The organism is Burkholderia sp. LMG 13014 (assembly GCF_905232215.1).
Taxonomy (GTDB): Bacteria; Pseudomonadota; Gammaproteobacteria; order Burkholderiales; family Burkholderiaceae; genus Burkholderia.
The window spans coordinates 1-24565 of record NZ_CAJNKE010000043.1; the positions used below are offsets into that span (position 1 = coordinate 1).

Annotated in this window: 28 protein-coding genes and 2 pseudogenes; 28 read left to right on the forward strand and 2 right to left on the reverse strand. The window is 54.8% G+C overall.

Annotation, left to right across the window (positions count from 1 at the left end):
• The 21 genes and pseudogenes from JYJ84_RS08275 to JYJ84_RS08375 all read left to right on the forward strand — a co-directional run.
• Positions 1-448, forward strand: a 448-nt coding sequence (locus tag JYJ84_RS08275; RefSeq protein ID WP_240201844.1) for a hypothetical protein, incomplete at its 5' end; no start/stop codon positions are given.
• Between the two features lie 121 nt (positions 449-569).
• Positions 570-1181 (forward strand): hypothetical protein, encoded by a 612-nt coding sequence (locus JYJ84_RS08280; protein WP_175219946.1) that lies wholly within the window; start codon positions 570-572, stop codon positions 1179-1181.
• Between the two features lie 81 nt (positions 1182-1262).
• Entirely contained in the window at positions 1263-1856 is a 594-nt protein-coding gene (locus tag JYJ84_RS08285; protein ID WP_164462717.1) for a pentapeptide repeat-containing protein, read from the forward strand.
• A 386-nt stretch (positions 1857-2242) separates the two neighbouring features.
• Positions 2243-2701, forward strand: a pseudogene (locus JYJ84_RS08290) (RHS repeat-associated core domain-containing protein); the annotation flags it as partial.
• A 19-nt stretch (positions 2702-2720) separates the two neighbouring features.
• On the forward strand, positions 2721-3212 hold the full coding sequence (locus JYJ84_RS08295; protein ID WP_175219948.1) for a hypothetical protein: 492 nt from the start codon (positions 2721-2723) through the stop codon (positions 3210-3212).
• A gap of 189 nt (positions 3213-3401) precedes the next feature.
• Entirely contained in the window at positions 3402-3965 is a 564-nt protein-coding gene (locus JYJ84_RS08300; RefSeq protein ID WP_236027626.1) for a hypothetical protein, read from the forward strand.
• Between the two features lie 172 nt (positions 3966-4137).
• Entirely contained in the window at positions 4138-4560 is a 423-nt protein-coding gene (locus tag JYJ84_RS08305) for a hypothetical protein (protein ID WP_175219952.1), read from the forward strand.
• A 25-nt stretch (positions 4561-4585) separates the two neighbouring features.
• On the forward strand, positions 4586-5122 hold the full coding sequence (locus JYJ84_RS08310; RefSeq protein WP_175219953.1) for a hypothetical protein: 537 nt from the start codon (positions 4586-4588) through the stop codon (positions 5120-5122).
• A 347-nt stretch (positions 5123-5469) separates the two neighbouring features.
• Positions 5470-5814, forward strand: coding sequence for a hypothetical protein (locus JYJ84_RS08315; protein ID WP_175219956.1), 345 nt, complete (start codon positions 5470-5472; stop codon positions 5812-5814).
• A gap of 263 nt (positions 5815-6077) precedes the next feature.
• Positions 6078-6323, forward strand: coding sequence for an RHS repeat-associated core domain-containing protein (locus JYJ84_RS08320; RefSeq protein ID WP_175219958.1), 246 nt, complete (start codon positions 6078-6080; stop codon positions 6321-6323).
• Positions 6324-6709: 386 nt separating this feature from the next.
• Entirely contained in the window at positions 6710-7294 is a 585-nt protein-coding gene (locus JYJ84_RS08325) for a hypothetical protein (protein ID WP_240201845.1), read from the forward strand.
• Positions 7295-7459: 165 nt separating this feature from the next.
• Entirely contained in the window at positions 7460-8224 is a 765-nt protein-coding gene (locus JYJ84_RS08330) for an Appr-1-p processing protein (protein WP_175219962.1), read from the forward strand.
• 264 nt (positions 8225-8488) lie between these two features.
• Complete coding sequence (locus JYJ84_RS08335) at positions 8489-9112, forward strand: hypothetical protein (protein ID WP_175219964.1); 624 nt, start codon at positions 8489-8491, stop codon at positions 9110-9112.
• A gap of 428 nt (positions 9113-9540) precedes the next feature.
• Positions 9541-9894: a hypothetical protein gene (locus tag JYJ84_RS08340; protein WP_175219965.1), complete on the forward strand. Its 354-nt coding sequence runs from the start codon at positions 9541-9543 to the stop codon at positions 9892-9894.
• A gap of 170 nt (positions 9895-10064) precedes the next feature.
• Positions 10065-10652, forward strand: a complete 588-nt coding sequence (locus JYJ84_RS08345; RefSeq protein ID WP_175219967.1) for a hypothetical protein — start codon at positions 10065-10067, stop codon at positions 10650-10652.
• 959 nt (positions 10653-11611) lie between these two features.
• Entirely contained in the window at positions 11612-12148 is a 537-nt protein-coding gene (locus JYJ84_RS08350; protein WP_175219969.1) for an SMI1/KNR4 family protein, read from the forward strand.
• Positions 12149-12515: 367 nt separating this feature from the next.
• On the forward strand, positions 12516-12947 hold the full coding sequence (locus JYJ84_RS08355; protein ID WP_175219971.1) for a hypothetical protein: 432 nt from the start codon (positions 12516-12518) through the stop codon (positions 12945-12947).
• Positions 12948-13065: 118 nt separating this feature from the next.
• Positions 13066-13470 carry a barstar family protein gene (locus tag JYJ84_RS08360; protein ID WP_175219973.1) on the forward strand — a complete coding sequence of 135 codons (405 nt, stop codon included), beginning with the start codon at positions 13066-13068 and terminating at the stop codon, positions 13468-13470.
• A gap of 244 nt (positions 13471-13714) precedes the next feature.
• Complete coding sequence (locus JYJ84_RS08365; RefSeq protein ID WP_175219974.1) at positions 13715-14512, forward strand: hypothetical protein; 798 nt, start codon at positions 13715-13717, stop codon at positions 14510-14512.
• 187 nt (positions 14513-14699) lie between these two features.
• Positions 14700-15038, forward strand: coding sequence for a hypothetical protein (locus tag JYJ84_RS08370; protein WP_175219977.1), 339 nt, complete (start codon positions 14700-14702; stop codon positions 15036-15038).
• Positions 15039-15138: 100 nt separating this feature from the next.
• A complete protein-coding gene (locus JYJ84_RS08375; RefSeq protein WP_175219979.1) occupies positions 15139-15549 on the forward strand; it encodes a hypothetical protein in 411 nt (136 codons plus the stop codon).
• 246 nt (positions 15550-15795) lie between these two features.
• Here JYJ84_RS08375 and JYJ84_RS08380 read toward each other — a convergent pair whose 3' ends face one another.
• The gene (locus JYJ84_RS08380) at positions 15796-16431 is read right to left on the reverse strand and encodes a hypothetical protein (protein WP_175219981.1); all 636 of its coding nucleotides are present in this window, start codon (positions 16429-16431) and stop codon (positions 15796-15798) included.
• Between the two features lie 811 nt (positions 16432-17242).
• Between JYJ84_RS08380 and JYJ84_RS08385 the strand changes: the two genes are divergently transcribed.
• The 5 genes from JYJ84_RS08385 (at position 17243) to JYJ84_RS08405 (ending at position 22224) form a co-directional block, all read left to right on the forward strand.
• Positions 17243-18361, forward strand: a complete 1119-nt coding sequence (locus JYJ84_RS08385; protein ID WP_043180283.1) for a branched-chain amino acid ABC transporter substrate-binding protein — start codon at positions 17243-17245, stop codon at positions 18359-18361.
• 182 nt (positions 18362-18543) lie between these two features.
• Entirely contained in the window at positions 18544-19470 is a 927-nt protein-coding gene (gene livH / locus JYJ84_RS08390) for a high-affinity branched-chain amino acid ABC transporter permease LivH (RefSeq protein ID WP_085038717.1), read from the forward strand.
• Positions 19471-19481: 11 nt separating this feature from the next.
• Positions 19482-20753 carry a high-affinity branched-chain amino acid ABC transporter permease LivM gene (locus JYJ84_RS08395; protein WP_175219983.1) on the forward strand — a complete coding sequence of 424 codons (1272 nt, stop codon included), beginning with the start codon at positions 19482-19484 and terminating at the stop codon, positions 20751-20753.
• The gene (gene livG, locus JYJ84_RS08400; RefSeq protein WP_122947781.1) at positions 20750-21523 is read left to right on the forward strand and encodes a high-affinity branched-chain amino acid ABC transporter ATP-binding protein LivG; all 774 of its coding nucleotides are present in this window, start codon (positions 20750-20752) and stop codon (positions 21521-21523) included. Before JYJ84_RS08395 ends, livG begins: the two co-directional genes overlap by 4 nt.
• Positions 21523-22224, forward strand: a complete 702-nt coding sequence (locus JYJ84_RS08405; protein ID WP_122947780.1) for an ABC transporter ATP-binding protein — start codon at positions 21523-21525, stop codon at positions 22222-22224. The genes livG and JYJ84_RS08405 overlap by 1 nt, the downstream gene beginning before the upstream one ends.
• An 82-nt stretch (positions 22225-22306) precedes the next feature.
• Here the strand turns inward: JYJ84_RS08405 and JYJ84_RS08410 are convergent, their stop codons facing one another.
• The gene (locus tag JYJ84_RS08410; protein ID WP_175219985.1) at positions 22307-23161 is read right to left on the reverse strand and encodes a LysR substrate-binding domain-containing protein; all 855 of its coding nucleotides are present in this window, start codon (positions 23159-23161) and stop codon (positions 22307-22309) included.
• Positions 23162-23247: 86 nt separating this feature from the next.
• Here JYJ84_RS08410 and JYJ84_RS08415 point away from each other — a divergent pair.
• Both JYJ84_RS08415 and JYJ84_RS08420 read left to right on the forward strand, forming a co-directional pair.
• A pseudogene (locus tag JYJ84_RS08415) lies at positions 23248-23721 on the forward strand (2OG-Fe(II) oxygenase); the annotation flags it as partial.
• Positions 23722-23734: 13 nt separating this feature from the next.
• A partial coding sequence (locus JYJ84_RS08420) for a DMT family transporter (RefSeq protein ID WP_205189161.1) occupies positions 23735-24565 on the forward strand: 831 nt, incomplete at its 3' end.

Genomic DNA, 24565 nt, shown 5'->3' on the forward strand with positions numbered 1-24565 from the left:
CTTCGAGTACGACGTTTATGGGCGGCTGGTTCGCAAGTTGAGTGGGCACGGGCCGGCCAAAGAGCTGGCGCTTGAGTACGACGACTGGAACCAGCTGAAGACCGTCGTGACGAAGGACCGGCTTGGTGTCGGGACGACGCATTTCGAATACGACGCGTTCGGTCGGCGGATTCGTAAGCTCAATGGGGGTTACGCGAGTACGGATTTCCTGTGGGACGGCATGCGGCTCGTGCAGGAGACGTACCACGACCGTCAGGGCGAGGAAGCGCTCACGTACTTGTATGAGTCGAATAGCTACGTGCCGCTGGCACGGATCGATCACGGTAAGGCGGCTGCTAACGACGCCAATGCACGGGACGCGGTCTACTATTTCCACAACGACGTGTCGGGGTTGCCGGAGGAGTTGACTAGCGCTGACCGGTACAGCAATTGCAGACATCGAGCGTGATGATTTGCATCGGGAAGTTCTGCGTACGCAACCGGCAATAAAGATATAGGAGAGGTGCTTGGGGCCCGAGGCATTTCTTATGACGCAATATTCCATATGTTGAAATATCGGGGTGTGTAAGATGAATGTTGAGTTAAAGAAAATTTTTGAAAAGAGGTTGCAGGAAGTTCTCACGGAAAATATTTGCGAGAGTGGTGTAAAAGTATCGAGGGGTGAGATTCTTGTTGGCCAGGAAGAGGAGAGTAGAGGGCGTATTGGATTCCGGTTTCTGAAGAATGCCAATGGCTATATCCTTTCTGCCTCCGCTGATTCTCGTGAACTACAAGATTTTTATAAAAATAGCAATCCACCATACAAGTCAAAAATACCTACAGGTTTCGTTCTTGCGATGAATACATCCATGGAAACGGTAAAGTTGTTCTCTCCTAATATCGGTGGCGCAGTTGATTTTCCGAGGAATCAGATGGAGGTTGAGCCGACGTGTCGGTGGATATGCGAAAAGGTGGCGAATATATATTTGCCTAGGGTGATCGATGTGGTGGGGGGTAAGCCGGGTTTGATTCGCGATGTAATGGAGAACCCCGGATACTATTCATATCCATTTTTGACCATCGTTTTTGCAGCGAAGAAAAATGGCATTGGGCTGGGTGAGCTCGATGTTGATTTTATTCTGGGAAAGAAAATATCGGTGAATAAATCGTTTGATGGAGATGTTCTAAAAAGGAATTTTTAAATTGGATGGGTGGTGATTTTTGGGTGAGCTGGGTAAAATTGATCGATGAAAAAAATCATAGAAAATTCGAAATCAGCGAACATGAGAGACGCAATTAGGAAGCAACTCCGGTGGGATGAAAAATTATCCCAATCAACAAACCAAGAAATAGCGCTCGCGGTGAAAAGGCACAGCGCCCTACCATCATCGCCGTTCGATAGAACGGAGGATGGGTTTGCCGACTTTCGTGGCTTTCCACTAAAGGTTCAGCTTTCGCGGATGGCGATTTCTGATGTTGATTTTTCTCACTCCATCTGTCTTTTGGCTGGGGCGTTGAATAATTGTAGTGTCATGCGGAGTAGGTTTTCTGGTGCTAAATTTGACGGAAGATTTGTCGGGGTTCTATTTGAAGATTGTGATTTTGAAAGGGTGTCATTGAAAAACGCGGCTCTAGGATCGGCATCTTTTTTAAATTGCAATTTCTCCGGTGCGAACATGATCGATGTGATGGCCAGAGGAGCCTTCTTCGCAAAGTGCTCATTTGATCGAGCAAACATGAAAAAGGCTGTACTCCTTGCTTGTACATTCAATGAGTGTACCTTCGATGGCACGGAATTTCACAATGGATCTTTGGTTGGTTGTAAGTTTATCGGGAATCGTCCGTCTGATGATCAGTTGGGCAATACAATGATTTAGTTGAGATGGCTGTCACTAGATATTCATTGATCTTGTAAAAATTAATTAGATAATATAAATCTCTCTGAGCCTCGGGTGCGGATATCTTGAATTTATTAATCGGGATCCACTCAGACTGTTTGTTGGAGCACGACCATCTTCGCAACGACGAGTCGGGGCTTTCGGGCGAACTGGCCGACGCGGATGGCGAACCGATCTGGCATGCCCGGTACAAAGTAAGGAGCAGCACGCTCCCGGAGGCGTGGATCGCGTGGGCGCGGCAGCAGCCAACGCTGGAGTGGGGGATGTGCGAGTAGTGGCGCCAGTGCCAACTAATGTGCACCGGGCACACAATCCGTGTTTCCGGGAGCAGTACCTGAACTGCGAGAAAGGGTTACAACACAGTCAGGTTCTATGATCCGGACATCGGGCGCTTTATCAACCAGGACCCCATCTGGTTGATGGACAAAACTAGTCTCTATCAATATACGCTCAACCCGATCTCATGGATCGACCCGTTCGGGTTGTCTCCGTGCTCAAGCAACTCCACGTTCGGATCGTTTGAGGATTGCATGGCGCGTAGCCGTGGCAAGGCCGACGTGTATCTGAGATGTGCAAGGAGGCAAGTGCCAAATCATCTCCAGATAACGAAAGACAAGTCTGTGAGGCAAGTCAAAAATCTTGGTTGTAACCTCGGCTCGTTTACAGATGAGGTAGGGCTTCCGATAAATCCAGCGAGCACAGTTGGGCAGGCGATAACTGACGCAAAGTACGGTAAATTCTCGCGTATTGGCGATGGTATTGATTCGCGTCGATCATTGTGTAGCGTATGCTGTAGCGTGGAGTTGACGGTAGTTACGGGATAACGGATAGGGAACTGCTCTAATGAAGAAAGTGAAAATGAAGGAAGTGCTTGATCTCCTGGAGGGTGGGAAAAAGTCGAATCCTAAAAATGGAGACCTGTTTGTCATGTTTATGAGGGGAGTTGGATTCATACCGGGTCTCGTAGTAAAGGACAATTTCAAGTATGGCGCGGAGCGTCTTTGTGTGATTTATTTATACAACGAAATTTCGGATGAGAAGAGTTCAAAATTTATTTTGGATAAGAGCAACTTGATTGTTCCTCCTGAGCTTGTTACGACGATGGACTGGAGAGCAAAGGGAGGATTCGAAAATGTCGGGAGTCTCGATAATTCCGATATGGATGTTTTTCCGAATCATTGTTTTCATGATCGATTGAGGAGGCGTTATGTTGATGAAAATAATGTGATTTGCGAAAAATTTGAGCCGTGTGGAATTCGTTCGATTTCAAATATCGGATCGGTGGCTATAGGTATTTTTAAAAAGTTAAATCCCGATATCGAGGTTATCGAATAATTTCGATTCAGATGAAACCAACATCTACCCGACGGGGTATGCCGGCATACTGTCACGGCCGTGAAAGGGACTCCTTCGGAATCCGGCGCCTCGAACAAAGCGCCGATAGAGCCTGGAACTATTGCTACTCGACGAAAGAGAGAAAGGAGAATGCTTTTGGCCATAAAGATGCCGACATTGCAGATCTTCATGACCATTGCCGATGAATCGGTGTTCTCGGACCTGCTGAAAGTACACATACCGAGTGTCAAGTTCGTCGACTCATTTCTCTGGAGTTCGCCGATCCCTCCGGTTTATGACGGCATGGTGGAATGTTGTGGGCATCCATTCTCAAATGTCGTGATCATTGACGAAACGATCTGCACCGTCGAGCGGTATACGCGAGAGTTTGTTGGGCCTCATCCAGGAGGCGGTAGCTATTTGGGGGGGAACGTGGGCCCGGGAATGATTCAGTTTCAGCGATCGAGAAAGGCTGACTATGCTCCCGGGTCTCTACGTGACGGCAGGCTGGCGGCATCCTACGACCCGAACGCTGAGCAGGCAATGGACGTTTTTGTTAAGACGGTCTGGAAAGTGTTCAAGAAATTTGCTTACAAGACATACTGGGTCGACCGGGCCACTGGAACAGTGAGTGAAAACGCGGAAACCCGGTTTTTTGCCGGGCCGGATGCTGCAGTGCAGTTCAGTGGCTCGAACGGGAACTATCTAACTAACAACGCGTTCGCGTATTTTGTAGCTCGATCATCCAAGTAACCTAGGTCGATGTGCGCAAGCCATGGCCGGGTTGAAGCGGGCTGCTTCGGCAAATACGCTAGATTCCGGTGACTTGCCTTGCCCGCGATAGCTGTGACGAACCGGGTATAGCAAGATTCATCATCGACCTCAGGCCAATACGACCGCGCAGCTCACGATGAGGGAAGGGGAAATGCTGAATAACATAATTGTTCCGGGAAGATCGCTGGGAGGAATTCTTCTCGGCGAGGAGGTTGAAAAAGTTGTAGATAGACTGAGTGAGATGCATCTGATTGAGTATTTGAATAAAAATACTTTGAAGGTTGATGGCGGAGTAATTACCATCTACCATGACTCTGAGAGCGGGCGTATAGAAAATCTAGCGTGTAATGCAGAATTTCAGGGCAGGTATCAGGGGAAATTGTGGCCCGGGATGACTGTTGGTGACGTGTTGAAAATGACGGAAACCCAGATGGCATGGTGTGGATTCGTTCAGGTTGATGACATAAAGGGAGTGGGTCTTCCGTTGCCGGGTGAATTTGACGATTTCGAGAAGTTGACTGATTTTCTGGACCGGAAATTTATTTTTGATGAGTTGTGGGTGTATTCATTTTGAAAATAAGTGTGTAAGTCGAGAATCGGTGCATTTCGGGGGAATTTTGCCCAACTATCAAGATTTGCTTGCCATTTTTGAGAGGATGAAGTTGGAGTGGTCGGTTGAACGAAAGGCCATCCACTTTGGTCGGGAATGCCCATTCTTATTAAAATGTTGCATATTTGATGGTATTGCAGACGATGTCGCGATCGATGATATTCCGAGTTCTGCATATGAGCTTGTAACGCTTTGGCGAATTTCTGGTCGCGCAGATCTGTTCAAAGATGTTGGGTTTGGACAATGGGGGATCGAGGTATTGCCGCCTCGGGAGGCAGTTGAGGCGACTTTGAAGCAAAAGCGAATTCGTGGTCGGGAGTTTCTGGATGGTGATGTTGTTTTCGCTCGTTTCTATGGGGATTCTGAATTGTTGTTGATGGATTCAGAGGGGGCTGTTTACGTCAGTTTGCCTTTGGATGAGAGATGTAATTGGCCGCGAGTGGCAGATTCATTGAAGATTTTTTTGGAAAAGCTGGTGGATCATCAAGGAGCAAAATACTGGGATGGACCGAAAGGTGTCTCTTGAGAAGGAGATTCGTTTCAGTGCGGCGTCTTCGTGTGAGTCGAAAGAGATGTCTCTGGAATATATCGAGAGTGTCGCGGGTTGCTAGATTCCCCCCTCATAACGCAATGATCTACGCATCCTCATCCGGTGTGCCGCGTGCGCGCATTGACCAGGGTAAGGCCGCAGCTAGCAACGCCAATGCATGAGATGCGGTTTGCTATTTTCACGACGACGATTTGAGAATGTCGAAGAAACTGAGTGGCGCTGTAGACTAATTTGTTTGGCAGGCTCGCTGCGAAATTTTTGAGGCAGTGCGGTGCAATTTTTGAAAATGGTAATGATTTTAGATGATCCATGTGAGTGAGGATATGAAATCTTACAATTCTCTGGCTGAGTTGATTGAAGGTATCCCATTGTTGCCAGGAAAGGACTGGATTTATGTCAACTTGGATTCTTGGAAAATTAATCCAGAGGATTCGAGATTCTTCCATATCCCGTGGGAATATATTCAGAGTCTGGACGATGATGAAATTTATCTGGATGATGAAGATATGGAGATGCCGAAGGCGGTCGAGTCGTATAATTTGAGGTGTTGGATGTTGGTAAATCAGCTGGGCTATATTTTAGAAAATAAGGCCGGAAGTGCGTCGGATGTAAAGTGGTTTGTTGATGAGGTAAATTATTATCGTGAAAATGATCAGTTTAGGTCTTAGTTTTTCGGAATTGATTCGTTTTTAAATGTTGCCCGAGTCGGAGAGCTGGATAGCTCCGTGCCGCTCGTCTGTATGACTAGGGCGCGCTTGTGGCGCGATGCTGACGTACAGGACCTTTATAACAGCGTAAAAGGATGGCCGGAAGCACTGGCCAGCGCGAACGACAAGTCGATCTGGCACTCCATCGAGTGGTTTAGGGTAGCGAGGCTCACGAGGAGTGGGTCGTGCAGGCTCGGTAGCTGCCGGTGCCAGGATGGGGTGAGGTGCAATTAGCTTCTGCGACGTCTGTCCACGCGCCACGGCGGCAAAACTTACGCTTCCAACTACAATGCCCGGATCGTCAAATCGGACTCCACTACAACACGCTCGGGCTCTATGATCCCGATATCGATCGTTTCATCAACCCCGATGAGATCGGCCTGAACGGTGGGCATGATCTATATGCGTATGCTGAGAGTTTGCAGACACAGAGGGGTGCCTGGGTAACCAAGCGACCAAGGACCGCATGAACGGCGTCAGGGATCAGAATCTTGCTGGTGGTCCGACTAACCGACACGTTGTGCGGGGGCGTGACGCACCTACAGGCGAGGGGCATCGAGAGACAAATTTGTCACCGTTCAATGGAAATGGGCGACAGGGCAGTCTCTATATAGACATAACATTCAGAGATGTCCAAGCCAATCCTGTTCATATCCAGACAGTAGACGCTGGGTCAGTGCACTGAATGTCTCAACGGGAGTGAGCGAGCACTAATCGCATCGCGCGACAGGATCCGAGTGCGATTGTCATCAGGCTAAGGGATGGGCCTCGCGACTGAGAGACTTGAATACGGCGATAACGACACCCCAAACTACCACTACCGGACGAAAGAAAGGGGGAAATTTTGGTCGCTAAGATGCCGACGTTGCAAACCTTCATGACGCGTGTTGACGAAGCAGTTTTCTCTGATTTGCTGAGAGCGCATATTCCTCATGTCAAATTTATCGACTCGTACATATGGAATTCACCCGTTCCCCCTGTACATCACAGCATGTCCGAGTGTAGCGGGCAACCCTTCTCCGATGTCGTGATTCTCGACGAAGCGATTTGTACTGTGGAGCGCTATACGCATGAATTCGTTGCTCCTCATCCGAGCGGGTCTGGCTATATTGGATCTATGGAGGGGCCGGGGGCGATTCAGTTTCTACGGTCACGTGAAGCTAAATACGCACCGGGTAGCCTGCGAGATGGTCGCTTGGCGGCATCCTATGACCCAGAATTGGATGCGGCAACGGATCAGTTTGTTAAGATGGTTTGGAAAATATTCAAGAAATTTGCGATGAAGACGTTCTTGATCGATCGTGAGACTGGCGTGGTTAGAGGTAAGCCGGAAACCAGATTTTTTGCTGGGCCGGACGCAGCGGTGATGTTCGACGGATCAAAAGGGAACTATCTTACCAACAACACGCTCGCCTATTTCGTAGCAAAATCGTCAAAATGAAGTATCTGTTCGAAGCACTCGGAAAATGAGCGTGTGCGACTAGTATCGAAATGCGACGGCGCATATAACGCTTCCGATTGCACAGCTTCCTTTGCGGGTACCATTCTCTCCTGGTTCACGCGATTCATGGACGTCTGATGTTTGAGATCACGTAAAGAGAGGCCGATGGAGTTGCTCGTGAAAAGAGAATATTTTCACTCCAAGACAGAATTTCCGTGTGGCGTGGGGGAAATTTTGACGGAGTTTATTAACGGCGTGGCCACTCGCCAGATTAACCATCCCGACAATGGCGTGTTCTACGCATCTTCATCTGTCCAGGACTGGAATCAAGATGTGGGTTTTATATTGTTTGACGGAATGAAGGATGAGCTTGATATTTCGCCAAACGATGAAATTAAAAAGGAAGATTTCGAGAGTTGCTGGAAGATTGCCGTGGGTAATTCTCCGCAAGGACAATCGATCATCTACAAGGCTGGCGACGCAGTCGTGCCGCAGCAGAATTCGACCCTCATTGCTCACGTGGTAAATAACCGCGGGAAATGGGGGCGTGGCTTCGAGATTTCCGTTGGGGAAAAATACGCGGTCGCACGAGATAGTTATCTCGATATGTTTCTAGAAGGACAATGGCCTCCACTCGGGATGGTTCAATTTCTGTCGGTGGATGGCGGAAGGCGAATATACGTCGCAAACATGGTTTCTCAAGATGGAATTTATGAAAATGACGTGATTGATGCTCAATGCATTTCGCGCCCTGATCTCAGGAATTGCCTCACTCAAGTTTGCGAGTTCGCGTTGCTCAATCGACTTTCCGTACAAATGCCAATGATCGGTGCCGGACTCGGTGGAGGAAATTGGGACGTCATTTCGGATGAAATTGCTGAAATTTTTTCGTACTATAAATTGACTTGTACCGTGTTTAAGCATTTGTAATTGATTTCAATTGCGCGCCTTGAGGTATTCATGGATCCGTCGTTCAGGGTGTCGACAACGAAGCACCAGAATTGTCCGGAGGAAATTCATGGAATAAATGAAGGCAAGCTGTCACTAGCTGTTCGTCGAAGAATACCAATGGCGGTAATTTTAAGAAGGCAATTGACGTAATCCTGATGTGGCGCGGCGTAATTATGTGCCTCGGCCATCTGCTTAAGAGGTGAAGTAAATAAATCGGACTGAGTCACTGCGGAGGGTGGTGATATGGCATTGTTGAAAGTAAAACCCGGTGATGTTGTTGCGATCCCGTCGGAGATGAATGGTGAGTGGGGGTTTGTACTGTCTAGGGCAATTGTGGTTGGGGTGACCAATTGGATTGAGGTTTTTGATGATTTTAGTGTTGACTTCGATATAACGACAGAAGATGTGAGGTCTAGGATTTCTTCTGAAAAGTCTCGTCTATTCAATCCAATTCTTGCATCTTTTGATTTCGGGAAATATTTTGGCTTGGTGAAGTGGCCGGTGCTATTGGCTGATCCTGACTATGCGCCCAGTCATTCGAATTTTTCGGAGATAGAGTTTGAGGGGGCGTCGTATGAAGAGTTGGGGATCTATTACAAAGGGGGCGAGCGATTTTCGGAGCAGAGCGGGGTTCGAAGAAATCTAGAAGATATGACGATATACTCCAATCCGCAACTTGTTAGGCGTATAAATTTGCATCTTTCTGGGTATGTAGATAAGGGGGTGCCATGGAATTCGCGGCTGGTTAAGTCGATTATCGATAAGGAGGGGATGAAATGGTGGGTGGATGGGATAAATGCATGTAATGACAAGGCGGATGCGGTCGCACTTCGGTTTAAAGGGCGGCGCAGTAACAAGAGGCGGTGAAGCGGTGGTTTTCGATATGACTGCATCTCGAAGTTCTGCTGGGCATCACAATGAAAGACGAAATTACCATTAAGGAGTGGAGTAGGCAGGTGTTGATGTCGATGCAAGCAATGATTTGGATGCGATACGGCTGGCCGGAAGCCTCGTAAGCTCAATGGGGAAGCTACGCTAGTACGGATTTCTTGTGGAATGGCATGCGTTTCGTGCAGGAGACGTACCACAACCGTCAGGGGCAAAGAAGCACGGACCTACTTGTAAGAGTCCAACAGCTATGCGCCGATTGTGTGGATCGGTCGAGCACATCGACAACGGAAAGTCGAGCCGCTCTAGGTACGGAAGAATCCTTGTGAAAATTTGTCCGGTATGCCATATAAGGAGCGATTGAGTATGACTAGCCGTCAGATAAATTCTAGAAAGGATGGATGCAAATGACCGATCGCGATGAGCCGAGAAAAAGTGTCTCTTTAAAAGTAGGTGAAATCATTGCTCTGAAGAAGGCAATAATGTACTTGAAATTTTCCTGCACGGATGCGGAGGCTGATATTTTTGCAGCCAGCCCGCTAATTAACGGGGCATTTGAAAGCCTTATTAGTGCGGATGATCTCGGTGAGATGGAGGTCAAGTTTTACCAGAAGGGTAGCAAGGAAAACGAGAGGTATGTGCTTTCAAGGATGGGCGAAATTGAGGCTCGTGACGGGAAGGAGATGAGTGAAGAGCTGAAGAGGAGAATTTACGAAGCATGGGTGTACCCGTTCCGTTTGACGAGCGATTTTGATAAATGACTTATTGGAAAGCGGCAGGCGATCGCCGACGGCACGCTCGCGAGTTTCCAGTCGCACGCGGCCCGACTGCCCCTGCTTGGGTCAGATGGCGCTTCACGAGTGCGTAAAAAACGTGTGCGAAGTGACCGGGAGTGGCCCCCGGCAACGGGCCCATACAGGAATTTCTGACAATGAACTCGATGGATGTTTTGAAGAAGTTTGTCTCCGGAGAAATGAGCCCACTAGAGTTTGAGAAAATTCTTTGTGTAGATAAGAATTTGGAAGGCATATTATCCGAAAGCCCTCCGATTCCTCCTTATGCGGAAGAGGGAGGGCTCTATTTGTTTTTGGTATCTAGTAGCTACCAATCTTTGGGTGCCATTTGGGATGCGCAAGATGCGGTACATCAGTTTCTGCATGCGCGTGGGGTAAGCGTGATGCCATCAAACAAGATCCAAAGCCAGATCGGAGAAATGCGGAAGGTTCTGCCAAAATGGTTGCGAATCTCTGACGAGATGTATGGCGAGATTCGACAGGGTGCGGCCGGATTGGCCGGCGCTGAGCTTATTTCATTTATGAAGGGTGAAATGGAGCGGCGTTTTGTTTGCTTGAGTAAGCCTCCAAAATGGATTCAGGATGAATTTTGGCCTGTCTCGGATGGAGAGCCGTTGATTTTTGTTGGTCAGCTTGATGTCTCTAAAGTTCGTCACGACACGTCGTATGTTTACGTATTCTTAGGCAAGTCTGGTAAGTACGTCACGATTGAACAGTCTATGTGAGTGTTCACGGGGCAGAGTGAAATGGCGACCTGGGGGCGCAGGGCATTAGTCAAATCTGTTTGAGAATTAACGCATTGGATGGTTTTCAAGCTGTCGGATTTTGGAATCGTGAAAGTAAGGTAAAGTCAGGCCTGATGCTCGGCGAAGACAGCTTAACGAGAATCACCTGTTCCCTAAAAGATTCCGTTGATCGCCTTGCAGTGGTTAGGGTGGGGCGAGACGAAATTGAAAACAATATACAAAATATTCCCGTCGGGATGGCATTGGGTCGGTGCAATATGCCGTGCTGGAAGATTTAAGTGATTTTGGGTCTAAGATTCTGCAGGGTAAGGGAGTCGAGTATTCAAGGCTGTAGACTAATATTGGAGGTATCAAGTGCATTCCGTTCGCGTAGTATGGCTCTCCAAAGAAGAGGGGGGAAGGAAGCAGCCTCCGATAGCCGGGAAATATTATTCGGTCTCTCGATTTCCAGAAGATGTTGATTGGCAAAACAATGCATGGAGCGTTGTTTTTGAGTTGGAGGATCCTTTTCGAGATGATGTTGGGATGGTTAGCCTTGGGAGGGTTGATTTCCTTGTGAGAGGTGCTCCCGGGGAGCGAATGACAAGTAATAAGTCGTTTTATATATATGAGGGCCATAAGAAGGTTGCGCAAGTGATCGTGCTCGATTGACGTGAGATTGGTGTCAATTGGACTCGATGGGGTAGTTTGCGTTTGAGGTGTTGCGAAATAAATATAGACTGACCGCGGCGAGATACATGGTCGCGAGTGTTCGAGTATGTCAACTCACTAGCGACGTACCGGAGGGGATGTGTGCGCATGGTCGAGTTGAGTGTGGGGAAGCAAAGCAACGCACGTACCGATCTTCGTGGTAGCAGTCACGATCGAAGAGGCGGCCAAGAGAAACAACGCCTCCACGAAGGATGAGAAGAGAGGGCGTTAACTGTTGAGGTCGATAAATGCTGGTTGAGAATTTATTCGGCAGTGATGGTTTTGATTTTTGTGATCAAGGCCCTTCGGTGTCTGCAGCAATAGTGCAGGAGGTGCTGCTTGGTGCTGGTTTTAACGGGAAAGATGATTTTGCGGAGTTCTATGTAAGAAATAATGGTGGATATTTTAACGGTGGGGCGTATTTCTATCGGGATGTTTTCTTTGATCTGGCTCCTGGCGACTTCGACTCGATGGAGGTGGAGGGTTTTTACTATATTGGTGAAAAATATTTCGATGAGAGTGAAGTTAACCTCCGTTCCGCAGAGAAGGTTCGCGGGCTGAGGGCGAAGTATTCCGAGAGGCGAGATAGGTTTTGCCGGACACACTTTCCATTCGCTGGAGATGCTGGGGATAATGACTTTTGGATTGATGTGGGGACGGGGGAGGTAAAATATGTGTTGTGGGAATCGGGTGGAGATGTGGATGATGTCGTTTCTATCGCGCCAACGTTTTCGGATTTCGTAAATAATATCGTGCCGCATCGACGTGCGGTGCAACTTGACTGAATCGAGGTCAAGGTGCGTCTTCGTGATCGGTTCGTCGAGTGAGCTTTGTAGTTTGGATCAGCAAAGTGGCTTTCGCACGAACGTATGCGAAAAACGATGCGGGTGATTGCGGGTCGGTCGGAATTCGCATCGGTAGTGACGAGGTTTTCTGCTTCCTTTTGACGAAAGCAAAGGTGTGGCGATGGTTTCGCAATGGAATTGAATTTTAATTGAGCGGTTGACTTGATCTGAGTCGGTGGTGCACGGATTTTCTTGCTGTCTGTATTGTCGCGAGGCCTGCGATCCGTGCGGGAAGGCGATGCGTCGAAGGCGAGTATTCTCGGCGAAGTGAAGGTATAAAGCGGGTCGGATATAAGGAGGTGAAATTTTGCTATCAGATGCGATCACCAGGTTTTGTAAAGATAAGAAATGGTGGTTTGATGATGTTGATCCGGCGTATAGAAGTGCCCTCTTGAAAATGGGATTTGATATATCATCGGATTTTGCGCAGTTTTATGTGCATGTGGAAGATGGGCCGACTTTCACATCCAGGAACGGAGAGATATATCAAATCTGCTGGTTTTTGAATCATTCTGACTATGATGGCAGATTGAGGGTTGCGCGCGAGGTTCTTAAAATTCCAGCGTCGTATGTTCCATTGGACGCGTTCCCTGGCGGGCGAGGGTATTTCTACGACACGAAAGCGGGTGGAGTTTTTGATGTCGGGCTAGGGAATTCTTTGGAAGAGTTTGTGAGCGGAAATATGGTGGCTCGATGGAGTGGATTCAACGAATTCATCGAGTGGTTTTTCGATATTTGATTGTTATATTAATTTTTTTGGGCGCGACGCACTGCGGCGTACTGCGACAGAGTGTGTTGAAAGTGAGCGCATTGCGTGCGGCGTAGCAGGTCGTGTTTTTGTTCAAATCGGGTGATTCATGATGCTGGATAGGCCGGGGCTTTATGTGACCGATTCGACCGAAGCGAATCGCATTGCTGAAGCGTGCGGTCGCAGTGATTGGCTAGTTATTTTCCTGCCCGAAGGAGTCGCAACCAAGGAGCAGTTCTTTGAAGCGATTCGTGGCACATGTCCACTAGATCCGCCCTTGTGCAGCAATCGAAGCTGGGACGCTTTGGCTGATTCTCTGTCGTCAGGATTGGATGAAGTCGAGCAGGAGCGAATCGCAATCTTCTGGCCAAATTCAGACCGGTTGAAAGCAGTGGAACCTGAAGCCTTTGCTATCGCGACGGATATACTCATCGATCTGTGCGTTACGCTGGCTGATCCCGGCGTAACGGTATCCAGAACGAAGACGCTGCTGGTTGTTCAAATTCCAGGTTGAGTGTGAACAAGAGGGCACGGGCGGCCCTTGTGGTAACAGTCAACCGTTCGTGCCGAGTCGGATACGCTGACCCTCGCGGTCCGTTGCTGAAGAATCGGGGCAGCCTGAAGTGTGACGCGCACGGCGAGGTACTCGACGAGTACACGCTGACTGGCTTGCACATACCTACGACGATCCTGGCAACCGCGTCAGCACCACGATCTCAGGTGAGCGCGCAACTTCGACTCCGAAGGAGGTAGCACCCATGCACACGGGAATCGTATTTTACGGGACCGATCCGGCCCAGGCTGCCTCCGCGCTGGCAGCTGCCCGGAATCTCTTTTCCCGATTCGATAGAGAGGCAACCAACGCGTTCTTTTGGGAATTCGTCGTCCGGAACGGGGAGAGGTTTGTTGGCGAGCACGAGGTGTTGCCGGCGGACTTGGAGGGGAGAATTTCTGTCGGAGAGGCCACCGCATTTCAGGTGTACAACGATGGAGAAAGAGATGGCGCTTCAGCCATTTCATTTAGCTACAATGTCCCAGCGTACGGCGGCCTGTCGTTCATCGATGTTCAGATAGGAATGTCAATTCACGAGATTGATGAAAAAGTAGCCGCATTTTTGAAAAATGCCGCGATGCTCATGAGCTTCAAATATGCCATCGCTTATGGTGCAGAAAATGCGTCGATTGCAACCAAGTATGCAACTGGCGTAAATCTGAATCGAATTTTCCCCTTTGAGAATACGTCTCTTTTTACAAGAGATCTCCCTGGCAGATCGCCGGGAACGGCGAGCTACGAGCGCGGGAAGCTCAGGATGGTTTATCCCCTGAATGTTCTCAACGAGGAACACGTGGAGATCCGTGTCGATGATCTTTCGTTGAAGGAGTGGATCAGATCTGATGCGTCCCGCGGATCATTGGAAAGCGTTTCGAACAGCATGTGGCTCTGGTCGGTCAAGGAGACGGAGTTGTTCGGCGTGAACAACGCGTGCGGAGAGTCAGGGATATTGCTCGCCTGGCAGAAGGCACCCGTGAATAAGCCGTTGCGAAAGCTCCCGTGAGCTCGTTTCCGAAGCGGCGCGCGGACCGTACGTCTCCGAGTCAATGACCGGCACGCACCTAAAGCGCTTGGTGATGACGGACTCGCTCAGTGTGTCGTCCGAACACTTCGGATGTGGTGTGTTTGTTCGTCGAGTTCGCAAGCTAAACGACGGCTGGCGGAAAATCCTATCGATTTGGGAGGGGTATATGAAGACTTATCGCTCGGTCCAGGACCTGCTCGGTGAGCTGGACAGTCTCGATTGGGATTCGGCTCTTTTTGTTGATCAGGGGACATGGACGGCTGACCCTTGGCATGCGGAAGTTCTCCTTCTGGAAGGAGATGATGAGCTCGAAGATGTTGTTCCGGGAACTCATTTGCCAAAAATTGCAAAGAGTAGAGATATGAGGCAGCTATTCGATACGGAGACGTTTCGAGGCATAGTTGATTTTGAGCGACGTCGAAACTCTACGGCATCTGTGGCCGATATCATCTTTGCTGTCAACTATTACCGGGAAAAGGATGATTTCTATGATCCGCAGGATTAAGTGAGCGGCAGGGGGGAATTTTTCAATGGGCAAAACCTGCCGGGCAGAAATTGGCTGACGCGGCGATGCGTAAGCCGACGTTCGAGATAAAGGGGCAGTGATGGAGCTCACGGTACGTCCGATAGATGTTGATTTTGTCTATGACGAGCTGGATACGAACGCGATCACGTTCAGGCTGGCGGATGGATATTTCTCAATTCAAACGTGTGTCTACCTTGAAGACGACGAACGGCTGAACGAGCCGATGGTTGAGTTGGGCAGCCAGGGCGCGCAAAGTGGTGGGCTGGTGCGGGTTCTAATTTGTCCGCGCGAGATAAGGCTGCAGTTTCGGGAAAGCCTTTGCTTTCTCCATGAATGCACACTGATATCGATTGTGTTTGATGAACTTGTCGATGTGACGTTGGTGAATTTTTTTGTCAATCATCTGTTCCTTGGGGATATTTTGATCTATGGCGACGATTTCGACGCCTCGAAAAAAGTGATCCAGACCAGGAAAAGGGAATACCTTTGAGGTGCTCGAGGCGCGTCATCCCATGCCATTTCCCAGTTGGCGTGTGGGTGGCTTGATGAGGCATCTGCGCCAATGGCAGTAGGACTGGACGAAGCGCTGACGAGAGCCTGCCCCGGTCCAGGAGTCCGACCAGGTCAAAGCTGACGGGAACAGGTTCGGGCTTGCACACGCGTGTGGCAGCCTGCGTCGGTTGGGAAATATACGTGTCTTCCACCTAAGGAAACCGCTGCAGACCGCCCCAACCCATCACCAGGCGATATTGCAGGATGACCGCGACGTCCGCGCACCGCCAGTCGCCGTGCACTTCGTCCCCGCGCCATTGTCATAGAACGTCCGCGTCTCCGGCTGCGGCACCGAAGGATCGAACGGATTCGGCGCGCCATGCGGACCACGCGCTGCGTCGTACGGCCGCTGCGGCGCATACGAACCGCCACTACCCGCTGGCCTTGAGCCGTTCGCACGGAGATATTCATTCCAGTTCTGCTCGCGCTGTTCATATCCAGGCACCGCGCGACCAAAACTTTCGCTGCCGCCGGCGCCGAGCGCGACGCGGTTCGGGGGCAATGCCCAATCGGGCTCGTGCTCGGACAAAGGCGGTGGTGCCACAAGCGCGTCGCCTGACACACGCAACGGCCGTGTATCCGGCGTATCGAACGGCGTGCGTTCCGCGGGCGCAGCGTACTGCGCGCGGCGGTGGGTCATCAGCACCGCATGCCCATCATCCCGAGCAGCAGCCCACCGCTCCGAGCGAAATACATTGGCACCTGCCGGCCGATCGGCCAGCGAATCGCGTCCCGACGCATCGGCGGTGGAAACAGAAAAGGAAAGAGAAAGCGCGCACGCGATCGCGGCGGCGGAAGACAAGCGGTAGGGGTGATTCATCAGCGTTCCGAAGCAGGTGATATGCGATGAGAAAAAACGGCAGATCACTGGCTGGCGGCTGGGCGACGGACGGGCGTCGAAGCGGCCCTGAAGCGTCTGCGAAGCGCGGTGTGCGCGACTCACAGGAAGGCTGGCTGGATTGCAGAAGCGAATTCGTATTATTTCATGAAAATAACAATCAGCTTCCAGATGTTTAGTTTTGTTTGTAAACAGAAGGATTTACCGCCTCGGCCGAACGCCCCGAGTTGGTGCCCACTCAAGCAATCATCAGTCGATTGATTTTGAACAATCCGACCCTTAGTAGCCCAAAAATGCAACGCTCGGCATCAAGGTTCGCTGAACCCCAGGCGCAGCAAGGCAACCCGCCAGACCGACGCACTTCATAGCAACCGAATTGCACTCCAGGCAAACGTTCTCGCGTCCCGCGAGGTTGCGCCGCAATCGCCACCGCCTCTCCCGAAAACCTCCGTGTTTTCCCTCGGTCGACCGGCATTTTTGACAGACGATTTAAAAACGCCCATATAATTTCGACTGCCTTGCCAACGGCTGTCGGACCATCCCTCCGATCAAGCGGTTTGGCAAGCGGGGCAGGCGAAACGCTTGCGCAATGCAAGACGCATCACGATGTCTTTCCGAACCAGACGTCCCCTTTGGGGACTGCAAGAGCCGGGCCCCGCTACGCAACATTCCGCCGGAGTTCCGTCTTCTATGTGTCTCGGGCGTGTCCCATGTCCTCGCCCCGGGTGCTGTTCGATTGCGCAAGTCATGCCGCCTTTGCCCGTATGACTAAACAACATCGAGGAGCTCCCAGATGACGCTGTCCCGTCTTACGTCCATTTCCGTCGCCGCCGTGCTGTTCGCCGCCGGCGCCGCCGCCGCGCAAGCGGAAACCGTGAAGATCGCCATCGCTGGTCCGATGAGCGGTTCGGTCGCCCAATACGGCGACATGGTGAAGGCCGGCGCGCTGACCGCGATCGAGCAGGTCAACGCTGCAGGCGGTGCGGGCGGCAACAAGTTCGAAGTCGTGATGATGGACGACGCCTGCGAACCGAAGCAGGCCGTCGCCGTCGCCAACAAGATCGTCAGCCAGAAGATCAAGTTCGTGATCGGCCACGTGTGCTCGGGTTCGACGATCCCCGCGTCCGACATCTACGAGAACGAAGGCATCGTGATGGTCACGCCGTCGGCCACCGCGCCGCAGCTGACGGAAGGCAAGAAGCGCCACTTCATCTTCCGCACGATCGGCCGTGACGACCAGCAAGGCCCGGCCGCCGCGCACTTCATCATCAACAACGTGAAGCCGAAGAAGGTCGCGGTGCTGCACGACAAGCAGTCGTACGGCCAGGGCATCGCGTCGTCGGTGAAGAAGGACCTCGAAGCCGCGAAGATCCCGGTCGTGCTGTTCGAAGGCATCAATGCCGGCGATTCGGACTACTCGGCGATCATCACGAAGCTGAAGTCGCAAGGCGTCGACTTTGTCTACTTCGGTGGCTACCACCCGGAAATGGGCCTGCTGATGCGCCAGGCGCGCGAGCAGGGCGTGAAGGCCACGTTCATGGGGCCTGAGGGCGTGGGCAACAAGGACGTGACGGCGATCGCCGGCCCGGCCTCGGAAGGCATGCTCGTCACGCTGCCGGCCGACTTCTCGGCCGATCCGGCCAACGCAGGCCTCGTGAAGGCATTCGCGGACAAGAAGCGCGATCCGAACGGCCCGTTCCAGATGCCGGCATACGCCGCGGTGAAGATCATCGCCGACTCGATCGCAGGAGCGAAGTCGACCGATCCGACCAAGGTCGCCGCGTACATGCACAAGACGACGTTCGACACGCCGATCGGCAAGGTCGCGTATGACGCCCAGGGCGACCTGAAGGCGTTCAAGTTCGTCGTCTACACGTGGCACAAGGACGCGACGAAGACCGCCGCCAAGTAATACGGAGTACCCGCCCGCGCATCCCGCCCTGTCCGCGACCCGGACGGGGCGGGTGCGTATTGTCCGCGCATCTGCCCATTGCGCGGCCACGGGGCGGCCCGAGACGACACCGTGCGTTGCGCGCGGCCCCGCCGTGATCCGGCGACGGCAGGCGACATGGCGCCAACGGGAGCTTCCCGCACATGACTGACTTCTTTCCGCAATTCGCCCAGCAGCTGGTCAACGGCCTGACGCTGGGTGCGATCTATGCGCTGATCGCCATCGGCTATTCGATGGTCTACGGCATCATCGGCATGATCAACTTCGCCCACGGTGAGATCTACATGATCGGCGCCTACGTGGGCCTCGTCACACTCACCGCAATCGGCATCTCCGCCGGCTATCCGCTGCCGCTCGTGCTCGGCGCCGCACTGATCGTGTCGGTGATCGTCACCGGGCTGTACGGCTTTGCGGTCGAGCGCGTCGCGTATCGGCCGCTGCGCGGCGGCCCGCGCCTCGTGCCGCTGATCTCCGCGATCGGCATGTCGATCTTCCTGCAGAACTACGTGCAGATCGGTCAGGGCGCACGCGACGTGTCCGTGCCGGTGCTGATTTCCGGCGCGTTCGACATCCATCTCGGCGGCGACTTCGACGTGACCATTCCGTATTCGCGCCTGATGATCGTCTGCGTGACCGTCGTGCTGATGATCGCGCTCACGCTGTTCATCTCGCATTCGCGGATGGGTCGTGCGTGCCGCGCGTGCGCCGAGGACATGAAGATGGCGAACCTGCTCGGCATCGACACGAACCGCGTGATCTCGTTCACGTTCGTGCTCGGCGCGATGCTGGCTGCCGTCGGCGGCGTGCTGATCGGGCTGACGATCGGCAAGCTGAATCCGTATATCGGCTTCGTCGCGGGCATCAAGGCGTTTACCGCCGCGGTGCTCGGCGGGATCGGCAGCATTCCGGGCGCGATGCTCGGCGGCGTGCTGCTCGGCCTCGCGGAAACCTTCGCCGCAGGCTACATGCCGGCCGAGTACAAGGACGTCGTCGCGTTCGGCCTGCTCGTGCTGATCCTGCTCTTCCGCCCGACCGGCCTGCTCGGCAAGTCGGACATCGAAAAGGTTTGAGGGAGACGCAGATGAGTCAAGTCATTTCCGTTCGCCGCCCGGCCGCCGACGCTTCGATCGGCCAGTCGCTGAAGAATGCCGTGGCCGCCGCGTTCCTGACGGCGATCCTCACGATTCCGGTGCTCGGGCTGCAGCTGAAGCTCGACGGCTATCAGGTGGTGCTCACGCCGCACTGGCGACCGGTGTGGATCGCGGTCGCGGCCGTGTTCCTGTTCCAGTTGTTCAAGCCGTGGCTCGTGCGCGCGAAAGCGGCCGTGAAGCTGCCGGCGGTGCCCGCGATGGGCGCGCAGCAGCAGCGCGTGATTGTATGGGTGATGCTCGCGATCGGGTTCGTGTGGCCGTTCTTCGGCTCGCGCGGCGCGGTGGACGTCGCGACGCTCGCGCTGATCTACGTGATTCTCGGCCTCGGGCTGAACATCGTGGTCGGTTTCGCGGGGCTGCTGGATCTCGGCTATGTCGGGTTCTATGCGGTGGGCGGCTATACGTACGCGATGCTGAACCAGTATTTCGGGCTCACGTTCTGGGAGTGCCTGCCGCTCGCCGCGATCGCGGCCGCGACGTTCGGCTTCCTGCTCGGCTTCCCGGTGCTGCGGCTGCGCGGCGACTATCTCGCGATCGTCACGCTCGGCTTCGGCGAAATCATCCGCCTGATGGCGAACAACCTGACGAGCCTCACGGGCGGCCCGGACGGCATCTCGGGCATTCCGAAGCCGACCGTGTTCGGCTACGAGATGGCGCGCAGCGCGAGCGTCGAAGGCGCGAAGACGTTCCACGAGCTGATCGGGCTGGAATACAGCGGCGACCACGTCGTCATCTTCCTGTACCTGCTCGCGCTCGTGCTCGTCGGCTTCACGCTGTTCGTCACGAGCCGCCTGATCCGCATGCCGATGGGCCGTGCGTGGGAAGCGTTGCGCGACGACGAGATCGCGTGCCGCTCGCTGGGCCTGAACCCGACGCGCATCAAGCTGTCGGCGTTCACGCTTGGCGCCGCGTTCGCGGGCATCGGCGGCGCGTTCTTCGCGGCGCGTCAGGGCCTCGTGAATCCTGAATCGTTCACCTTCATCGAATCGGCGCTGATCCTCGCGATCGTCGTGCTCGGCGGGATGGGGTCGCAGCTCGGCGTGATTCTCGCGGCGATCCTGCTGACCGTGCTGCCGGAAGTCGCGCGCGGCTTCGCCGAGTACCGGATGCTGATCTTCGGTCTCGTGATGGTGTTGATGATGATGTGGCGTCCGCAGGGCCTGCTGCCCGCGAGCCGTCCCCACGTGGAGCTGCCGCAATGAGCGCGAATGCAGAACTGTTGAAGGTCGCCGGGCTGCAGATGCGCTTCGGCGGGTTGCTCGCGGTGGACGGGATCGATTTCGACGTGCGTCGCGATGAAGTGTTCGCGATCATCGGGCCGAACGGCGCGGGCAAGACCACGGTGTTCAACTGCGTCGGCGGCTTTTACAAGCCGACCGGCGGCGACGTCGTGCTCGACGGCCATGCGATCGCGGGGCTGCCGAGCCACAAGATCGCGTTGAAGGGCCTCGTGCGGACGTTCCAGAACATCCGCCTGTTCAAGTCGCTGACCGTCGTCGAGAACCTGCTCGTCGCGCAGCACCGCAAGGTGAAGGCGGGGCTGCTGCCCGGCCTGTTCTCGACGCCCGCGTATCGGCGTGCCGAGAAGGAGGCGCTCGAACGCGCGGCGGTGTGGCTCGACCGGATGGGGCTGACGTCGGTCGCCAACCGGCCGGCCGGCACGCTGTCGTACGGGCACCAGCGGCGCCTGGAGATCGCGCGCTGCATGATCACCGAGCCGCGCCTCTTGATGCTCGACGAGCCGGCGGCCGGCCTCAACCCGCAGGAGAAGATCGAGCTGCAGCACCTGATCGACAAGCTGCGCCGCGAGTTCGGCGTATCGGTGCTGCTGATCGAACACGACATGAGCCTCGTGATGGGCGTGTCCGACCGCATCCTCGTGATGGAGCACGGCCGGCCGATCGTGATCGGCACGCCGGAAGCGGTCCGTAACGATCCGCGCGTGATCAAGGCGTATCTGGGGGAAGAGTGATGCTGAAGCTGGAACAGGTCCATACGCACTACGGCGCGGTCGAGGCGCTCGCGGGCGTGTCGATCGAGGTGAACAAGGGCGAGATCGTCACGCTGATCGGCAGCAACGGCGCCGGCAAGACGACGCTGATGATGACCGTGTGCGGCACGCCGCGCGCGTCGTCGGGCCGCGTGCTGTTCGAGGGCAAGGACATCACCGGGATGTCGACGCACCAGATCATGCGGCAGGGGATGGCGATCTCGCCGGAAGGGCGGCGCGTGTTCCCGAGCCTGACGGTGCTCGAGAACCTGAAGATGGGCGGCTTCTTCGCGAGCCGTCACGAGATCGACGAAGGCATCGAGCACGTGTTCAAGCTGTTTCCGCGCCTGAAGGAGCGCGCGGCGCAGCGGGCCGGCACGATGTCGGGCGGCGAGCAGCAGATGCTGGCGATCGGCCGTGCGCTGATGAGCAAGCCGCGTCTGCTGCTGCTCGATGAACCGACGCTCGGCCTCGCGCCGCTCGTGATCGCGCAGATCTTCGACATCATCCGCATGATCCGCGACGAAGGCGTCACGGTGTTCCTCGTCGAGCAGAACGCGAACAAGGCGCTCGGTGTGGCCGATCGCGGCTACGTGCTCGAAACGGGGCGCGTGGTGCTCGCCGATACGGGCGCGAACCTGCTCGCGAACGACCGGATCAAGCAGGCGTACCTCGGCGGTTGATGCCGAAAGCCGCCGGCCTGCAACGGGCCGGCGGCGCGTCCTCTTGCGCTTTCTCATGCAAGGCCGGTTCCCGGCCTTGTCTTCACACCCCGATCCTGAATGTGCTTTTCAGTATGTCGCGCAGATGCAGCGCGGCACGATTGCTGTCGTCCGTCAGGATGGTGATCAGGTGCGGCGGGAGATCGGGCAGCACGATCCCGGCGACGTGGCTCGTCAGGTTGCCGGACACGCGATCGTGTTCGATGAGGCCGACCGCGAGGCCGTTGGCGATACATGCTTCGACTGCCGGCGAGCTGGCGCTCTCGAGCAGCATCCGGTGCGCGATCTTCGCTTTCTTCAGCGCGTTCAGCGCGGTGTCACGGTACGGGCAGCCCTGCAGTTGCACGGCGACCGGCAGCGGCGCGTCGGGATTGAACTTGAAGGTCCGCGCGGCCACCCACACTGGATGGGTCTTGCCGAGCAGCTCGCCGTGCGGCGGCACTTTCTGCACCACGGCGATCGTGATGTCCAGCTGGCCGCGGGAGAACAGCGACTGCAGCGCCTCGCTGGAGCGCGCTTCGACGGTCAGTTCGAGCAGCGGCCGATCGGCGGCGAAGCGCGGCAGGAATTCCGCCATGAAGTGCGCGGCGTACGAATCGGGGATGCCGAGCCGCAACTTGCCGGTCAGCATCTGCGGCGACAGCGATTCGACGAGCCGGTCGTGGCTCAGCAGAAACTCGGTGGTGTCGCTCAGCAGCTTGTGGCCGAACTGGGTGAGTTCGACGGCCTGGTTGTTTCGCGTAAACAAGCGCTGCGCAACCATTTCCTCGAGCTTCTGAATCTGCGCGGTGACCGACGACGGGCTGCGATTCACATGCACGGCCGCATCCTTGAAGCGCCCGAGCTTCGCGACGGCGTGGAAGGTGCGCAACAGGTCGACGTCCAGGGTACGCGGCATGATTTGGTTTTTCCGAATCAGTGATTCAGGTAATGTCGATTGACGGAATTATTGGGCATCCCATATTCTCGGGTCAACAGGCAGGCAACGGCAGGGAAGAGCTGGGCATGCGGCACGCCGACGGCAGCCGCTTCGTATTGAACATCGTGCTGTCGGATCGAGCCGACTACGAGAGCGGAAACATTCTGTTCTACGAATCGATGGCGGAAACGTTCGACCGCCACGATCGCGAACGCCGGCATGTGAAGACCGCGAACCTGGACAACGCGGGCGACGCGCTGCTCATCGACGGCAGCAAGCGGTTCCGCGGCGTCGCACCGGTCGAGTCGGAGCGTCGCATGTCGCGGGTGCTGTCGTTTCATTGTCCGTACCCGCGCGAGGACGACAACGGGTCCTGGCATCTCGTGTCGGACGACGGCATTGCGCGCCCCATCGTCAACTGGCTCGCACTGCAGCGCGCCTTCAGCGACGACGCCGAACTGCAGCGCCGGCGCCTCGGGCTCGAACCGATTCGCGCGGAGGATCGGGAAGACCCGCGCCTGTCCCCGGTAACCTTCTGAGAACCGTCGCCCCATGCAGCTATTCCTGCTCCAGCTCGTTTTCGTGTTGTCGTGGAGTTCCGGCTTCATCGGCGCCAAGCTCGGCGCGGAGACGGCCGGCGCGTTCAACCTGCTGTTCTGGCGGTTCCTGCTCGTCACGCTCTGTCTGGCGCTCGTCCTCAACCGGCAGCTCGGGCGCCTGACGTGGGAGAAGCTCCGCTATCACGCGGTGATCGGCTTCCTGTCGCAGTTTCTCTATCTGGCCTGCGTGTACGTGGCGATTCAGCATGGCCTGCCGCCCGGCATCGCCGCGATCGTCGCCGCGTTGCAGCCGCTCATCACGGCCGCGATGACGGCGCTCGAAGGCAGCGAGCGCAGCGGGGCGCGCCAGTGGGCCGGGCTCGTCGTCGGGTTCGTCGGCGTGGGGATCGTGATCGGCGGGCAATATGCGCTGCCGGCCGGGTCGGTCGGGCTCGTCATGTACCTGCTGCCGCTGGTGTCCGCGCTGGGGCTGTCGATCGCGACGATCTATCAGCGGCGCCGTGCGCTGGCGGCCGCGCGCAGCAACGAGGACGGGCTGTTCCTGCCGCTGTTCGTGCAGGGCTGCGTGAGCCTCGTGCTGTTCGCGGTGTGCGGGGTCGTCACGGGCGACCTGCATGTGCCGACCCAACCGAACGTGTGGGTGTCCGTCGTGTGGCTGACGGTGTTCTCGACCTTCATCGCCTACCTGTCGTTGTGGGCGCTGCTCAAGCGCATGCCCGCGACGCGCGTGGCAACCCTCGTCTATCTCGAGCCGCCCGTGACGCTGACCTGGGCCGCGTGGATGTTCGGCGACCGGATCGAGGTGTCGACCTATGTCGGCATC

Excerpts from the sequence above, each read along its gene's own strand:
- JYJ84_RS08280 (WP_175219946.1), top strand. The coding sequence starts at position 570 with ATGAATGTTGAGTTAAAGAAAATTTTTGAAAAGAGGTTGCAGGAAGTT.
- JYJ84_RS08285 (WP_164462717.1), top strand. The coding sequence starts at position 1,263 with ATGAGAGACGCAATTAGGAAGCAACTCCGGTGGGATGAAAAATTATCC.
- JYJ84_RS08295 (WP_175219948.1), top strand. The coding sequence starts at position 2,721 with ATGAAGAAAGTGAAAATGAAGGAAGTGCTTGATCTCCTGGAGGGTGGG.
- JYJ84_RS08300 (WP_236027626.1), top strand. The coding sequence starts at position 3,402 with ATGACCATTGCCGATGAATCGGTGTTCTCGGACCTGCTGAAAGTACAC.
- JYJ84_RS08305 (WP_175219952.1), top strand. The coding sequence starts at position 4,138 with ATGCTGAATAACATAATTGTTCCGGGAAGATCGCTGGGAGGAATTCTT.
- JYJ84_RS08315 (WP_175219956.1), top strand. The coding sequence starts at position 5,470 with ATGAAATCTTACAATTCTCTGGCTGAGTTGATTGAAGGTATCCCATTG.
- JYJ84_RS08325 (WP_240201845.1), top strand. The coding sequence starts at position 6,710 with ATGCCGACGTTGCAAACCTTCATGACGCGTGTTGACGAAGCAGTTTTC.
- JYJ84_RS08330 (WP_175219962.1), top strand. The coding sequence starts at position 7,460 with ATGGAGTTGCTCGTGAAAAGAGAATATTTTCACTCCAAGACAGAATTT.
- JYJ84_RS08335 (WP_175219964.1), top strand. The coding sequence starts at position 8,489 with ATGGCATTGTTGAAAGTAAAACCCGGTGATGTTGTTGCGATCCCGTCG.
- JYJ84_RS08340 (WP_175219965.1), top strand. The coding sequence starts at position 9,541 with ATGACCGATCGCGATGAGCCGAGAAAAAGTGTCTCTTTAAAAGTAGGT.
- JYJ84_RS08345 (WP_175219967.1), top strand. The coding sequence starts at position 10,065 with ATGAACTCGATGGATGTTTTGAAGAAGTTTGTCTCCGGAGAAATGAGC.
- JYJ84_RS08350 (WP_175219969.1), top strand. The coding sequence starts at position 11,612 with ATGCTGGTTGAGAATTTATTCGGCAGTGATGGTTTTGATTTTTGTGAT.
- JYJ84_RS08360 (WP_175219973.1), top strand. The coding sequence starts at position 13,066 with ATGATGCTGGATAGGCCGGGGCTTTATGTGACCGATTCGACCGAAGCG.
- JYJ84_RS08365 (WP_175219974.1), top strand. The coding sequence starts at position 13,715 with ATGCACACGGGAATCGTATTTTACGGGACCGATCCGGCCCAGGCTGCC.
- JYJ84_RS08370 (WP_175219977.1), top strand. The coding sequence starts at position 14,700 with ATGAAGACTTATCGCTCGGTCCAGGACCTGCTCGGTGAGCTGGACAGT.
- JYJ84_RS08375 (WP_175219979.1), top strand. The coding sequence starts at position 15,139 with ATGGAGCTCACGGTACGTCCGATAGATGTTGATTTTGTCTATGACGAG.
- JYJ84_RS08380 (WP_175219981.1), bottom strand. The coding sequence starts at position 16,431 with ATGAATCACCCCTACCGCTTGTCTTCCGCCGCCGCGATCGCGTGCGCG.
- JYJ84_RS08385 (WP_043180283.1), top strand. The coding sequence starts at position 17,243 with ATGACGCTGTCCCGTCTTACGTCCATTTCCGTCGCCGCCGTGCTGTTC.
- livH (WP_085038717.1), top strand. The coding sequence starts at position 18,544 with ATGACTGACTTCTTTCCGCAATTCGCCCAGCAGCTGGTCAACGGCCTG.
- JYJ84_RS08395 (WP_175219983.1), top strand. The coding sequence starts at position 19,482 with ATGAGTCAAGTCATTTCCGTTCGCCGCCCGGCCGCCGACGCTTCGATC.
- livG (WP_122947781.1), top strand. The coding sequence starts at position 20,750 with ATGAGCGCGAATGCAGAACTGTTGAAGGTCGCCGGGCTGCAGATGCGC.
- JYJ84_RS08405 (WP_122947780.1), top strand. The coding sequence starts at position 21,523 with ATGCTGAAGCTGGAACAGGTCCATACGCACTACGGCGCGGTCGAGGCG.
- JYJ84_RS08410 (WP_175219985.1), bottom strand. The coding sequence starts at position 23,161 with ATGCCGCGTACCCTGGACGTCGACCTGTTGCGCACCTTCCACGCCGTC.